Here is a 14,913-nt window from a genome sequence, read left to right on the forward strand (position 1 = left end):
TGCAATTTGCAACTTCTTTTTAATATACTTCTTCTATTATTCCACCACCAACGACAATATCATTCAAATAAAATACAGCTGATTGTCCTTTGTTGGGTGCTCTTACTGGTTTTTCAAATTCTACAAATAACTCATTATTTTTATAGAATAATAAACCCTTAGTTTCATTTTGACCATGTCTTACTTTTACACTAACTTCCAATGGCTTTTCTAATTTATCAAATGGTATAAAATTCTCTTCTCTTATCTTTATTTTATCTTTGTAAAGAGTATTTTCATCCGATAAAGTAACAGTATTATCCTTTGCATTTATTTTTGAAACAAAAACTCTTTTACCCAATGCAATTCCAAGACCTTTTCTTTGACCAATAGTATAATAGACTATGCCATTATGCTTTCCTAGTTTATTTCCATTTTCATCAATAAAGTATCCTTCTTTAATCAATTCAGGATTTCTTTGTTTAATAAAAAGACCATGATCTCTATTTTGAACAAAACAAATTTCTTCACTATCTTTTTTTGAATAAGTCAAAATATTTTCATCTTTAGCAATTTGTCTTACTTCTTCCTTTTCTAAATCTGCAAGTGGAAATAAAGTCTTTGACAAAACTTCTTGACTTGTATTGTATAAAAAATAAGTTTGATCTTTTTTAGAGTCTTTAGCTCTTTTTAATAGATATCTATTATAATTTTTATCAAATTCAACTTTTGCATAATGTCCAGTAGAAATAAAATCAGCTTTTAAGGGTTTTATTTTTTCTACAAAACTATTAAATTTTATATATTTATTACAAGCAACACAAGGATTTGGAGTGTAACCAAGAGAGTACTCTCTTACAAAATCTTCAATTACTTTTCTATCAAATTCTTCCCTAAAGCTCATTGTATAGTGCCTTACTCCCATAGCTTCTGCAACGATTTTCGCATCCATAACAGAGGATAAAGAACAACATCCCCTTTCTTCATCATATAAATCCCCTTTAGGTACTAAATTCATAGTAACCCCAATTACTTCATAACCTTCTTCCAATAACAAATGGCAGGCAACACAACTGTCGACCCCGCCACTCATTCCTAAAATAACTCTTTTATTCAAAATTACCTCACTAATAACTGATAATTATTCCACCATCATTTTCATAAGTAGAAGATAATCCTCTTGCAGGAACAATCAAAACATCTTTAAAGTTATATCTTTCGACAACTTTATCCTTTATTTCTTTTGCTCTGTCCAAACAATTACAATGAGTTATTACCAATATTTTTTCTTCAATATTAGAACTATTTTCTGCTATTGCATCAACAAGCTCATTATATGCCTTTTTTAATCCTCTAACTTTTTTATAAACATCTATCTCTCCATCAACTCCATACATAACAGGTTTTATGGAAAATGCAGATGCAATCATAGCTTTAAATTTAGAAATTCTTCCATTTTTAATTAAATTATCAAAATTTTCCAAAACAAAAAATAGCTTCATTTCTGAAATATATTTTGTTACATTATCAACAATTTCTTGAAATGACATTTTTTGATTGATATATTCCTGTATTTTTAATGCAACCAATGTTTCTCCTGCGGCTGCAACTTTAGTATCAAAAACATGAATTAACCTTTCACCCTTTTCAAGAACCATAGTTTTTGCTAAACAAGCATTTGAATATGTTGCACTTAATTTCCCAGACAAAGTTATGCAAAAAACTTCTTTTGCCTCTTCAAATTTATCCATAAAAAGTTTCGGAGATGGTGCAGCTGTTTTTACAGAATTTGCTTTTCTCATATTTTCCATGTATTTATCTATATCTAAATTCTCATCATCTAAATAATCAACATCATCCAGTTGTAATGTCAAAGGAACTAACTCAATATCTAGTTTACTTTTCATTTCATCTGTTAAATCACAACAACTGTCAGCAACTATCAGTCTTTCTTTCATATTATCCTAACCTCTCTTCAATAAATTTGGCAAGTTTTCTAGCTTCTACTTCTAATTCTTCTTGATTTTCTCCCTCAATCATAACTCTGACTAAAGGTTCAGTTCCAGAAGGTCTTATCAAAACTCTTCCATTTCCTAAAAACTTTTCTTCAATTTTCTTTATTTCTTCAACTATTTCCTTGTCTTGTGAATAAGCATTTCTATTTTCAAGCTTAACTTTTGCGTTTACTAAAACTTGTGGATATGAAATCATAAGCTCATTAAAATATGATAAATTATTTATACTACTTGCAACTAATTCACAAATCTTTAAAGCTGTAAAAGTTCCATCTCCCGTTGTACTATCATCTAAGAAAATCACATGTCCAGATTGCTCGGCTCCTAAAATATAGTCATGCTCAAGCATCTGTTCAAGGACAAATCTGTCCCCAACTTTTGCTGCAACAAATTTTACATCTATTGAATCCAAATATTTTTTTAATCCAATATTACTCATAACAGTTCCAACAACAGCATTATTTGTAAGTTCATCTTTTTCTTTATATGACTTAGCCATTGCTGCTAAAATATGATCTCCGTCCATAATATTTCCCTTTTCATCAACAGCTAAACATCTATCAGCATCTCCATCAAAGGAAAATCCCATATCAACATCATTTTCCAAAACAGCTTTTCTTATTATTTCCATATTAGTACTGCCACAATTTAAGTTAATATTTTTCCCATCAGGTGTAGTATTTAAAGAAATAACTTCCATTCCTAACTCTTCAAATAATTTTCTTGCAATTTTATAACTTGCACCATTTCCAAAATCTACAGCTATTTTTAAATTTGAAAAATCAGCATCTACTCTTGATTTCAAATAATCTGCATAAATAGAAACTGCTTCTTTTTCCTCTGTGAAAATTCCCTCTTGAATTTCTCCAAAATCAAAATTTTCATCATCTAAAATATTTTCAACTTTATATTCAATTTCATCCGAAAGCTTAAATCCGTCTTCATTAAAAATCTTTATTCCATTATATTTAAAAGGATTATGAGATGCAGAAATAACTGCTCCTCCTACTGCCTTAAAATACTTAATTAAATAAGCAACTGTAGGCGTTGGAGCAATTCCAATACTAACTACATTAAAGCCCATTTCCAAAAGGCCTTTAGCTAAACTGTTTTCAAGACTTTTCCCACTTTCTCTAGTATCTCTACCAATTATAAATAGTTTTTCTTCTTTCTCTTTTAAAATATATCCAACAGATTTCCCAAGTTTATAAGCTAGTTCATCAGTTAAATTTTCTCCATAAACTCCTCGCACTCCATCTGTTCCAAAATAATTACCCATTTGATCTCCTGCTTAATTTCAAAATTTATTCATGCTTACACACAATTACAATCATTATATCATAAACAAAAAAAAAAATCATCAATTGTAATAAAAAAACAATGTATTTATGCACTATTCATCTTTACTTATACTTTTAATAATCGACACAAAAAAATACATTGCTTTTTAAATGCCTTCTTTTATTTTAAATTGTGCCATTATTATACTTAATATTGTTATTATAATTACAATCAGATAAATTGATTTATTTTGCTCAAAACCTAAAATTCCTTCTGGAATTAACGTTGAAATCCATAGATAAACTCTGTCTCCAAAATATACTCCCATAGCAAAGAACAACTGAAAAATCCCCATACTTACATTTCTATCTTCCTTTTCAAAATATTGCATAGCCATTGAAATTAAGCAAGTATAAGCAATTCCGTAGCCAAAGCCATTAAAAATATATCCAAAAAATGCAGAGATATATGAATTAGTTAATAAAATAATTATATAAAAAATTAGATTTGAAACTAAACCAAGGATTAAAGTTTTTTCAATCCCTATTTTCTTGGCAAAATAAGTTCCTGCTAGTACACTTGCTATAAGTTGTGGAAAAGCAAATAAAACGTCAATATATGCTAGAAATATCGGAGGCATATTCAAATTAACTTTTGCATAAGCAATCATATTTGCACCTGATGTCGAAAATTTTATAAATGAAACTAAGATTGCAATAAAGCAGATATATAAATAGCCTTTAAATTCAAAAACTTTCTTTACTTTTTCAAAACTAAATCTCTTTGCAGAATATGAAACATCTTTAACAAAAAAAGTTAATATCAAAGCTACAATTGAAATTGTAGCAGAAAGTGTCCAAAGTAATTTAAAATTCTTATATGTACCATAAGTTGACAAATACTGTATTGGAGCTGCTATAAATTCTGCTAAAAGCGGTGCTATTGATAAAATCGACGCTGAAATTGCAGCTTTTTCCTTAGAAAAAGTCTCTGAAAATAAAACATTAAAGACTGCAAGCATCGATGCACATATTCCCATAGCTATTGATGAAAAATAAAGAGAATTATAGCTTGGTTTTAAAACTACCATTAAAGATGCTAATGTCAAAATGAAAAGTGCAATTTGAATAAAGATTTTTTTTCTATTAAAAATATCACTCAGTATAAAAATAGGTAATCTTATAAAGCAACTTATAAGTCCATATGCGGAAGTTATCTGTGCAGCTAAAACAATTGAAAAGCCAAGTCCTCCCTCTTCCATGGGACTTATAGCATAGAGCTTTCTATAAGCTCTTACAACTGTTATTCCACTCCAAAAAAGAACAAATAACCAGAATATTAATTTTTGATTTCTATCTAAATCATATTTTTTAGAAATAAAATATATAATTATAAAAGTTAAAGCAATCATAAAAATTGATGAATATAATTTTTCCATTACTCTCTCCTAATTTTTTGGCTTAAAAGCTAAAATCTTACCTCGTCTTATATATTTCTTTAAATCTATTTTATGTCCCCATTTTGCAAGGTATTCTTCAGTTAACTCTTCTTCAATTATTGTATAAAGCTCAAATCCAACATTTTTCAAAATATTCTTCAACTTCTCCGAAGTTATTGAGCCTGCAACTCAAGTTACATGAAAAATCGGTTCATCTTTAACCCAAGTTGGCAATTCATTAAATTGGACAATATCCGAAATTGAAATTCTTCCGCCGGGTTTTAAAACTCTAAAAATTTCAGAATAAACTTTTTCCTTATCTTCGCATAAATTTATAACACAATTTGAAATTACACAGTCAACTGTATCATTATCTACTTTTAAATCGTCTATATCAGATACTCTAAAATCTGTATTTAAAAATCCCTTTTTACTTCTTATATAATTTGCTCTTTCAACCATCTCTGGTAGTCTGTCAACTCCAATAACAAAGCCTTCTTTTCCAACTATTTTACAAGCCTTAAAAACATCCATTCCCTTTCCACAACCTAAGTCTAAAACTGATTCTCCGGATTTTAAATTTGCATTTTCAATTGGATTTCCACAACCCAAGCCTAAATTTGCCCCATTTTCTAAATCTTCTAAAGTATAGCCTAAGCTTAGAGCTATTTTCTTTTCAAGTTCTTTACTATCTTCGCTTTCTCTTAATCTATCTTTAACAGCAATATTTTTATATAGATTATCTATTGCTTTTTTATTGTTACAACATTTCATAATAAGCCTCCATATAACTTAATTATTTTATCACAAAATAAGGTGTTAGTCTAATTTTAATATCTTTTTAAATAAGAAACCCACCCTTCCATGATACTTTGCATCGAGTGGATTTCTAGGAATCTTGTTGTTTCACAATAAAAAGAGATGCCGAAACATCTCTAAGTTAAATTTCCATTACACCTATTTCACAACAATCAAAAATAAAATCTATTATAAAATTATCACAACCATTAAATCTTATATGCCTTAAATCATCAGCTCCACAACCCCAAAATTCTTCTTGTTTATACCATTCAAAAAATTCCGAATCTTCTATCTCATAGAAAATTCTAATACCCTCGTCAGTCATTTCACATTCAACATATTTTCCTTTAAAATATTTTCTTCTGTTTATCATAACAGAACGTACATTATTATAATAAAAAGTAATTTTATATCTTTTATTAGTATTTTCACCATAAAGTACAAATACATAATAATCCCTTTTAAGATTAAAACTCTCTAATATATAATTATCAAATGGCAATATTATTTCATCATAATTATATAGTTTACCTATATACTCTTTAACTTCATCATCAAAATAGTCATATTTAATTGTTTCTTCAATGACTTCATCCTTTTTTTCTACTTTAAATGTATCAAAACTAATCTTCGGTTCTTCAACACAGAAAGTCTCAAAAATATAATTACTACAACCAGTTATAAAATAATTTAAAATCTTATCCTTTAGCTCATCTTTAAAATTTTCATAGTAGTAATTTTGAAAGTATGATTTGGATGCTTTAAATATCTTTGTTTCTTTTAGTTGGTTTTCAATGGTATCAATGCCAATTCGGTATGAAACCCATCTATATGATTCATCTGTTCCTATGATTTTAAAAATATTATTCAAATCAAATGTTAATGTTATTCTATATCCTCTTTTGTCATTCACTAAATAAAATCTTAATCCATTATCATTTAATTCGAATCTTGAATCTTCCTCGTAACTTCCAAAATAGTCATCATATAAATAGTAATAATTTTTAGGATTCCAAGTTTCCCAAATACCCATTCCTCTTTCAAGAGAACATTTTATATTATTGCTAAGTTCAATTTCATTCATAAGAATAACCCCTAAAAATGTATATAATAATACTAAACAATTTATTTTATTACTTATATCTTATTTTTGTACGTTTCCCACTAATATGTTGTATTTCTAAAGTTGGATTATTTTCCTTTGAACTGCCTCTCCTTACAACAACAGTGTCTCCATTAGACAGTTCACCACGCTTTCCATCTCCATATTTAGTATTCTGTTATACAAATTATATAAATCAAAATCTTATCCATCTACATTGTATTGCTTATTTAATTATTTGTCAACTAAATTTATTTTAAATAATGAAATTTTATCAAACAAATAAAAAATACCTTTTATTAGTAAAATAGATTATTGACTTTAAATAGAGACTTTAATAGGATTGTGAGATTTATTTACTCCTTAAATATACTTTTCATTATTTAAAAATCTTGATTTTTTTCTCAATTACCTGTATTATATGGGTATAAGATATCTAGGAGGTGCAGTTATGGAAATAACAAAAGATATGCTAATAGGAGATATTATCCAAATTCATCCGGATGCAGTTGAAATTCTGTTTAATTTTGGACTTTCTTGTGTTGGTTGTCCTGCAAGTCAAATGGAGACTCTTGAAGAAGCTACTATGGTTCATGGACTAAATTTAGATTTACTTCTTGAAGTCTTAAACGAAAATAATTCAAATTAAAACAATTCCTCACCTTTCACAAAGTGTTTGGTGAGTAGTACATAAAAAAATCGCGAGTAAAGTTATCGCGATTTTTTATATATTATATACTTATTTTTTATAAATTTTCTAATAATTCTTTTACAAATTCAAAAGTTCTTTGAGTTGAAGCAATATTCAATCTTTCAACAGGACTGTGAACATCTTTCATTGTAGGTCCTATTGATATCATTTCCATATCAGGGAATGTATCAACAAAAACTGCTGGTTCTAATGCGGCATGAACAACTTCAACTTTCATTTCCTTTCCTGTTAAATTTTTATAAACTTCTAAAGCAGTATCTCTTAATTTTGAAACTTTTGCAAACTCCCAAGGTTTATAATAGTCTTCTAATGTATATTCAACACCATTTTCTTCATAAACTTTCTTTACAATATTTGTATATTCTTCAAAAGTCTTAGGATTTGAACTTCTTAATGAAAGTGTAAATTTAACAAAATTTCCTTCAAATTTAATCATGGCAAAATTGTCAGAACATTCAACGATTGATGGATATTCTTCCATCATTGAATACACTCCATGAGGAATATTTCTAATTACATTTTCAATTTTTTCTTGACATCCATGACATAAAACTTCTTTTACATTTTCAACTTTTTCTATAGAAACTCTCATATCTTTATCAAGTGGATATTCACTAATTAATTTAGAAAAATCAATTTTAAATTCGTCAGCATCACTTGTAAAAGCAACTTTTGCATCTCTAGGAATTGCATTATGTTTAGTACCGCCTTCAATACTAACCAATCTGTAATCAGCAATTTCTTTTACCATATCCATTGCTCTAAGAGCAAATTTTAAAGAATTTCCTCTTTGTTGATGAATTTCCATTCCAGAATGTCCGCCAAGCATATTATTTACTGAAAGAACAAAAGTATTTTTCTTATCATTTTCTTCAAACTTAACTTTTAAAGACCCCATAACATTATGGCCACCTGAACAGCCTGATAAAAGTACACCTTCTTCTTCAGCATCGATATTTAAAAGTTTTCTTCCGTTTAAAATCTCTCTCTTTACAGATCTTGCACCTGCCATAGTTCTTTCTTCGTCAGTAGTTACAAGTAATTCAAGTGCTGGATGTTTAGCTTCTTTATCTTCCAAAATGGCAAGTCCCATTGCAACTGCTATTCCATCATCCGCTCCTAGAGTTGTACCTTTAGTTTTAACCCAATCTCCATCCACAATAACAGGAATAGGATCAACTAAAAAATCATGTTCAACTCCGTCAGCCTTTTCTGCAACCATATCCATATGTCCTTGAATAACAACAGATTCGTGGCCTTCATAACCTTTATATGCAGGTTTTCTTATAACAATATTATTGCTTTCATCTTGAATAGTTTCTAATCCTAAAGACTTTCCAACACTGTATAAATAATCGCTAACTGCCTTTTCATTTCCAGATTCTCTTGGAATCTTAGTAAGCTCTTCAAAATAATAAAAAACTCTTTCAGGTTTTAAATTTTCTAACATAATTGCCTCCTACTTATTATATTCATCAAATTCTTCTATGCTGAAAATTATTTTTTCTCCATCATTTATCACCATTGCAGGAATGCCTATTGAGCCATTTTCCTTAGCAAAATCAAATGCAGGATTTTCTCTAAATTTTAAGAATTTTTTAAGATTTGCTAAATTTTCAGTAATATCTAAATACAAATACTTAACTTCTCTTTCATCAAGTGCCTTTTTCATAACAATACAATCAGGACACATACTTGATCCAAAAACAACTTTTTTCTTAACCATAATACCTCCTAAAATTCTAAAGACTTTTCAATAAAATCTTTTAGTTCTGAAATTTTTATTCTCTCTTGTTCCATAGTATCTCTAAATCTAACAGTTACACAATCATCTTCTAAAGTATCAAAATCGACAGTTATACAGAATGGAGTTCCAACTTCGTCTTGTCTTCTATATCTCTTTCCAATACTTCCTGAAACATCTGTATCTATCATAAAATATTTTGAAAGTTCATCATAAATTTCATCAGATTTTTCTGACAATTTTTTAGTAAGTGGTAAAATTGCAGCCTTAAATGGTGCTAAAGCTGGATGAAGTCTTAAAACAGTTCTAACATCTCCTTCTCCTATTTCTTCCTCATCATAGGCATTACATAGAAAAGCAAGAGCAACTCTATCAGCTCCAAGTGAAGGTTCAATACAATATGGAATATATTTTTCATTTGTAACTGGGTCAATATATCTCAAATCTTCTCCAGAAACTTCAATATGTCTTGATAAGTCATAATCTGTTCTATCTGCAATTCCCCAAAGTTCTCCCCAACCAAATGGGAATAAAAATTCTATATCACAAGTGGCTTTACTGTAAAAACTCAATTCTTCTTTTTCGTGGTCTCTAAGTCTCAAAATTTCTTCACTCATTCCCAAAGACAATAACCAATTAAAAGAATAGTTTTTCCAATATTCATACCATTCTAAATCTTCTCCGGGCTTACAGAAAAATTCCAATTCCATTTGTTCAAACTCACGAGTTCTAAAAGTAAAATTACCAGGAGTAATTTCATTTCTAAAAGATTTTCCTACTTGAGCAATACCAAAAGGAACTTTCTTTCTTGAAGTTCTAGCAATATTTTTAAAATTAACAAAAATACCCTGTGCAGTTTCAGGTCTTAAATATATTTCAGATTTGCTATCCTCAGTTACACCTTGAAAAGTTTTGAACATAAGATTAAATCTTCTTATTCCAGTAAAATTTTGCTTTTTACAATTCGGACAACAAATATTTTTTTCTTTCATTAACTCTTCGACTTTTTCGTTTTCCCAACCATCAACATTTATATCTCCAAGATTATTTTCAAAATAAAAATCTTCGATAAGTTTATCAGCTCTAAAACGAGATTTACATTCTTTACAGTCAATCAAAGGATCACTAAAACTTCCAACATGACCTGATGCAACCCAAACTTCTGGATTCATCAAAATTGCACTATCAAGACCAACATTATATTTTGATTGTTGAACAAATTTTTTCCACCAAGCTTTTTTTACATTATTTTTAAATTCAACACCTAAAGGACCATAATCCCAAGTGTTTGCAAGTCCACCGTAAATTTCTGATCCTGGATAAATTATTCCCCTATTTTTACATAAAGAAACAACTTTTTCCATACTCTTTTCTGATTTCATAATATTCCTCCTAAATTTAAATAAACAAAAAAGCCATATCGCAAGGGACGATATGACCGTGGTTCCACCCTAATTATGTTAAAAAACATCTCTCTAAAAAATTTACTCCCGATTTCCCCATAATACAAAAATGTAATTTTGCACCAAACAACTACTCTCTAAAATTTTCATATTATTTTTTATCGTTCAATGTAAGTATTAACAAAATAATTCTAACATATTTGTTTTTTAAAATCAATATTTACAACATTTTTTATAAAAAAACTGTTATGAAAATAATCTCCATAACAGTTTTTACATTACATTTTTCTAGTTTTATTTTTTTCTTTTAACACTTTCTTATTTTCTTCTGTAAGATAACTAAATCCTTCTCCGGAAACTTCGCTAACTGTTGCAACATTTACAAACGCATTGTTATCAAATTCTCTTATAAAATTCATAAGCTTTATGTACTCCGGTCTTGTTAGGATTGTTTCTATCATAACTCTTTCACTCTTATTGAAACCGCCCTTTACTTCATACAATGTACTTCCTCTAACTAATTCATTAAGAATGTATTCATTAATATTTTCCCATTTTCTAGAATTGATATAAACTTTAATTCTAGTCTTATATCCAGTAAGAACTTTATCTATAACCACAGCATTAAATAAAATCCCAACTAGTGCATACATTGCAGCATTGATTCCGTAAGCCGCATAACCCATAACTACAACAGAAAAATCTGCAATAAAAACTCCTACACTTAAATCTACATGAATATATTTATTCAAAATCTTCCCTACAATGTCTGTTCCACCTGTTGAAGCATTTTGGTTTAATGACAAAGCTATACCAACTGCAGTAACTCCAACTCCTATAATCATACTCATAAATGGAGTATCAACTAATGGTTGAATATTTGGAAATATTTTTTCAAAAGCAATAAGTGAAATAGACAATACAATAGTAGCATATATACTAAGTCCACCAAACTCTGCCCCTACAAGTAAAAATGCTAAAATAAATAAAATAATATTTATTCCAAGTTGAAATACCCCAACAGGTATACCAGGAATAAATTTTGCTAATGCTATTGAAAGACCTGCAGTTCCTCCAATTGTTAAGTTATATGGAACCATAAAGAAATAAACCCCTGCAGATACTACAATAGATGCGAATGTTGTAATAATAACTTTTCTTAGTGTATTATAATTCATATTATCCCCTCCTATAATCTACCGTACAAGTATAACAAAACTTTTTAAAATTTACAATAACTAAATTGCAGAAGTATTGATTTTTTTATAAAAAAAGTTTACAATTATTTTATACTATATTTTATCTTAATCATAAATTTTTTTAATGTAAAATATAGAAATAGATTTTTTACATATTTATTGTAAATTTTAAAAATTTATTGGAGGCTTATATGATTAAACAAATTGAATTAAACTTAGAAACTATCGAATCCATGTTATATTTATGGACTGCATTAGCTGAAAGAGAAAAAGTTGCTGAAAGCTTTTTCGTTGACGTAGCTAAACAATATCCGCTACAAGCTATAAAGACTAAAGATTTTAATGAAGAATCAGTAAGAAGAGTTTTATCTGCTATCCAAAATAGAGAATTACTTTCTACAGCTACTAAAGAAGAAAAAAGATTTTGGAATAACAATATGTGGATGATGGAAGATCTTGAACTTCCTAAACTTATGGCAAAACCTATAAAAGTTCTTAATGTAAATCATCTTATTGATGAATTAAACAAAGAATTTCCAAATAATAATAAAGAAATTTTAAAAGTATATATTGCTCCTCTACATTTGGATGATTACTATATAGTTGATGGAAATTTAATTATCAACTTCTTTAGAATTATGTTACCAGATGGAGAAAAAGCGTTAATTGATGGTAAACCTATTGATGAATATATTCTTGAGAAGTTAAAAGAAGTTTTAAAATAACAACTAAATACTCAAGATTAGATTTTCTAAAGATGAATAAATAATCTATTTAAAGGAATGTAACCTAGAATTATCAGGAAACATTCCTTTTAAATTATCTGTAATTATTTTAATCTTCCACAAATTCATATATTCTCTTATCTTTTTTATCAATACTTCATAATAAAAAATTTTTAATTTTTTTACTATTTTTGATATTTATTATCTTTTATTTTTTGTAATTTTATGTTACAATGTATCTGTGAGATTTCTCACAAAAAAATTTTTTAAGGAGAGTGATACAAATGGCATTAACAAATGAAATTCTTAAGTCATTTAAAGAAAGATTTAATTCTTGTAAAACAAACAAGGTTGTAGCTGCGAGTGTTTCAAAAGTGGGGTTACACGAAGCTTCTACAAATCATGAAGTCTATAAAAGACATAATTTTCAATTTTCTGATGTTACAAAAAAGGGTGAAATAACAAACCAAAAATCAAGTGGTAGATGTTGGATGTTCTCTGCATTAAATGTTGCAAGAGTTTCCACTATGGAAAAATTAAACTTAAAAACTATGGAATACTCTCAAACATATACTCTATTTTGGGATAAACTTGAAAAAGCAAACTTCTTCTTGGAAAGTATAATTGAAACATTAGATGAAAAAACAGATTCAAGAGTTGTTTCTCATCTTTTGACTGCACCTGTACAAGATGGTGGCCAATGGGATATGTTTAGAGGTCTTTTAGAAAAATATGGTGTTGTTCCTAAAGGAATTATGCCGGAAACATTCCACTCTTCAAACACAAGAGATATGGAAGCAATACTGACTAAATATCTTAGAAAAGCTGCTTGTGATATGAGAAGTCTTCATAAAGCCGGCAAATCATTAAAAGAAATTGAAGATTTAAAAAATGAAACTCTTTATACAGTTTACAATATTTTAACTAAATGTTTGGGAGAAGTTCCTGAAACTTTTACCTATGAATACAGAGATAAGGATGAAAAATTCCACAGAATATCAAATATTACTCCTAAAGAATTTTTCGATAAATATGTTGGTTGGAATTTAAAAGATAAAATAAGTTTAATCAATGCTCCAACTGATGACAAACCTTATGGAAAAGTTTATACTGTAAAATTCTTAGGAACAGTTAAAGAAGCCGACAAAATAAAATACTTAAATGTTCCTATAGAAGTATTGAAGGAAAGCGCTATAAAGGCAATTAAAGCCGGAGAACCTGTATGGTTTGGTTGTGACGTAATTAAGTTCTTGGAAAGACAAAAAGGAATTATGGACTTAGATATGTTCTTGTATGATGACATATTCCCTACTTTAGAAAACTTTACAAAAGCTGAAAGACTTGATTATCACGAAAGTGTATTAACTCATGCAATGGTATTTACAGGAGTAAATCTTGATGAAAATGGAAAACCATTAGAATGGCAAGTTGAAAACTCTTGGGGAGACGCAGTTGGAGATAAAGGTATTTTTTCAATGACTGATGAATGGTTTGATGAATATAACTATGAAGTAATGGTTGACAAAAAATACATTGATGAAAAATGGTTAAAAGCTCTTGATGAAAAAACTGTAGAACTTGAACCATGGGATCCATTTGGTGCATTGGCAAGATTAAAATAATTTTAAAATTATCCAAAATGGAAATATAGTATAATACAAAAAGGAAGTGCTCAAAAAACACTTCCTTTTATTGTGAAACAACAAGGTTCCTGGGCACCCTCCCGATGCAAAGCATCGTGGATGGGTAGGGTTCTTATTTTTTAAATATTTTATACATTATTATTGCAGTTGCTATTGAAACATTTAAAGATTCCATTGAATTATCCATATCTATTTTTAAATGTTCATTTGAAATTTTTAGCATTTCAGCTGAAACCCCATTTGCTTCATTTCCCATAACAATAATATTTTTTCCATAAAAATTAAATTCTTCCAAAAATTTTGAATTTTCACTTAATGTCGTAGAAATTAATCTATATCCATCACTTTGTAACTCTTTTATTTTATCAATTTTACAATCTAAAATATTTGTTCTAAACATCGCACCCATAGTTGCTCTTAGAACTTTAGAATTGTATTTATCCACGCAATTTATAGTCAATATATCCTTTATTCCAAAAGCATTTGCAGTTCTGATTATTGTTCCAAAATTTCCGGGATCACTTACATTCTCAAGACAAATTATATTTTCGGAAGAAATTTTTTTATCCTCAATATAATTTACAATAGTTATGACTCCTTCGGAGCTTGTAAGTTCAGTTAAATTTTTAAATAATTTTTCAGATAAAATTATAACCTTATCTAAATATTTTTCTTTAAAATTGAAATTTTCAGCAAAATGTTCAGTACAAATTATGTTTTCAATATCAAGATTTTCATTTAAGGCTTCTAACAAAAGTTTTTTACCTTCCAATAAAAATAGTTTATATTTATCTCTATTTTTTTTAAAATAAAGACTTTTAAATAATTTATACTTCTTATTATCTTTACTAGCTATTATTTTAAATTTCAT

The 14,913-nt window shown here is 28.2% G+C and carries 15 protein-coding genes; 3 read left to right on the forward strand and 12 right to left on the reverse strand.

Annotation, left to right across the window (positions count from 1 at the left end; translation table 11 throughout):
• Nucleotides 1–19: 19 nt before the first annotated feature.
• The 7 genes from mnmA to VJI95_RS03615 all read right to left on the reverse strand — a co-directional run bounded on the left by mnmA (nt 20) and on the right by VJI95_RS03615 (nt 6,598).
• Nucleotides 20–1,096, reverse strand: coding sequence for a tRNA 2-thiouridine(34) synthase MnmA (gene mnmA, locus VJI95_RS03585; RefSeq protein ID WP_324010285.1), 1,077 nt, complete (start codon nt 1,094–1,096; stop codon nt 20–22).
• Nucleotides 1,097–1,106: 10 nt separating this feature from the next.
• Nucleotides 1,107–1,937, reverse strand: a complete 831-nt coding sequence (locus VJI95_RS03590) for a DegV family protein (RefSeq protein WP_324000204.1) — start codon at nt 1,935–1,937, stop codon at nt 1,107–1,109.
• A 1-nt stretch (nt 1,938) separates the two neighbouring features.
• Complete coding sequence (gene glmM / locus VJI95_RS03595; protein WP_324000205.1) at nt 1,939–3,273, reverse strand: phosphoglucosamine mutase; 1,335 nt, start codon at nt 3,271–3,273, stop codon at nt 1,939–1,941.
• Nucleotides 3,274–3,441: 168 nt separating this feature from the next.
• Nucleotides 3,442–4,713, reverse strand: coding sequence for an MFS transporter (locus VJI95_RS03600; RefSeq protein WP_324000206.1), 1,272 nt, complete (start codon nt 4,711–4,713; stop codon nt 3,442–3,444).
• A 9-nt stretch (nt 4,714–4,722) separates the two neighbouring features.
• Nucleotides 4,723–4,875, reverse strand: a complete 153-nt coding sequence (locus VJI95_RS03605; protein ID WP_324010286.1) for a hypothetical protein — start codon at nt 4,873–4,875, stop codon at nt 4,723–4,725.
• 27 nt (nt 4,876–4,902) lie between these two features.
• Nucleotides 4,903–5,487, reverse strand: coding sequence for a methyltransferase domain-containing protein (locus VJI95_RS03610; protein WP_324000208.1), 585 nt, complete (start codon nt 5,485–5,487; stop codon nt 4,903–4,905).
• Nucleotides 5,488–5,653: 166 nt separating this feature from the next.
• The gene (locus tag VJI95_RS03615) at nt 5,654–6,598 is read right to left on the reverse strand and encodes a hypothetical protein (RefSeq protein WP_324000378.1); all 945 of its coding nucleotides are present in this window, start codon (nt 6,596–6,598) and stop codon (nt 5,654–5,656) included.
• 469 nt (nt 6,599–7,067) lie between these two features.
• Here VJI95_RS03615 and VJI95_RS03620 point away from each other — a divergent pair, with 469 nt between their 5' ends.
• Nucleotides 7,068–7,265 carry a DUF1858 domain-containing protein gene (locus tag VJI95_RS03620; protein WP_324000376.1) on the forward strand — a complete coding sequence of 66 codons (198 nt, stop codon included), beginning with the start codon at nt 7,068–7,070 and terminating at the stop codon, nt 7,263–7,265.
• A gap of 97 nt (nt 7,266–7,362) precedes the next feature.
• Here VJI95_RS03620 and pepD read toward each other — a convergent pair whose 3' ends face one another.
• From pepD to VJI95_RS03640, 4 genes are all read right to left on the reverse strand, one after another.
• Entirely contained in the window at nt 7,363–8,778 is a 1,416-nt protein-coding gene (pepD, locus tag VJI95_RS03625) for a beta-Ala-His dipeptidase (protein WP_324010287.1), read from the reverse strand.
• A 9-nt stretch (nt 8,779–8,787) separates the two neighbouring features.
• Nucleotides 8,788–9,054 (reverse strand): glutaredoxin domain-containing protein, encoded by a 267-nt coding sequence (locus VJI95_RS03630; RefSeq protein ID WP_248109930.1) that lies wholly within the window; start codon nt 9,052–9,054, stop codon nt 8,788–8,790.
• A gap of 8 nt (nt 9,055–9,062) precedes the next feature.
• Entirely contained in the window at nt 9,063–10,454 is a 1,392-nt protein-coding gene (locus tag VJI95_RS03635; RefSeq protein ID WP_324010288.1) for a glycine--tRNA ligase, read from the reverse strand.
• 299 nt (nt 10,455–10,753) lie between these two features.
• Nucleotides 10,754–11,653, reverse strand: a complete 900-nt coding sequence (locus VJI95_RS03640) for a YitT family protein (RefSeq protein ID WP_324000372.1) — start codon at nt 11,651–11,653, stop codon at nt 10,754–10,756.
• A 212-nt stretch (nt 11,654–11,865) separates the two neighbouring features.
• Here VJI95_RS03640 and VJI95_RS03645 point away from each other — a divergent pair, with 212 nt between their 5' ends.
• Together VJI95_RS03645 and VJI95_RS03650 are read left to right on the forward strand one after the other, a co-directional pair.
• Nucleotides 11,866–12,399, forward strand: coding sequence for a TDE2712 family protein (locus VJI95_RS03645; protein ID WP_324000371.1), 534 nt, complete (start codon nt 11,866–11,868; stop codon nt 12,397–12,399).
• Nucleotides 12,400–12,683: 284 nt separating this feature from the next.
• Nucleotides 12,684–14,021: an aminopeptidase C gene (locus VJI95_RS03650; RefSeq protein ID WP_324000370.1), complete on the forward strand. Its 1,338-nt coding sequence runs from the start codon at nt 12,684–12,686 to the stop codon at nt 14,019–14,021.
• Between the two features lie 133 nt (nt 14,022–14,154).
• On the opposite strand, the gene VJI95_RS03655 is transcribed toward VJI95_RS03650, so the two are convergent.
• A complete protein-coding gene (locus VJI95_RS03655; protein ID WP_324010289.1) occupies nt 14,155–14,913 on the reverse strand; it encodes a TrmH family RNA methyltransferase in 759 nt (252 codons plus the stop codon).

The sequence above is a fragment of the Parvimonas sp. C2 genome (assembly GCF_035282405.1).
Lineage (GTDB): Bacteria > Bacillota > Clostridia > Tissierellales > Peptoniphilaceae > Parvimonas.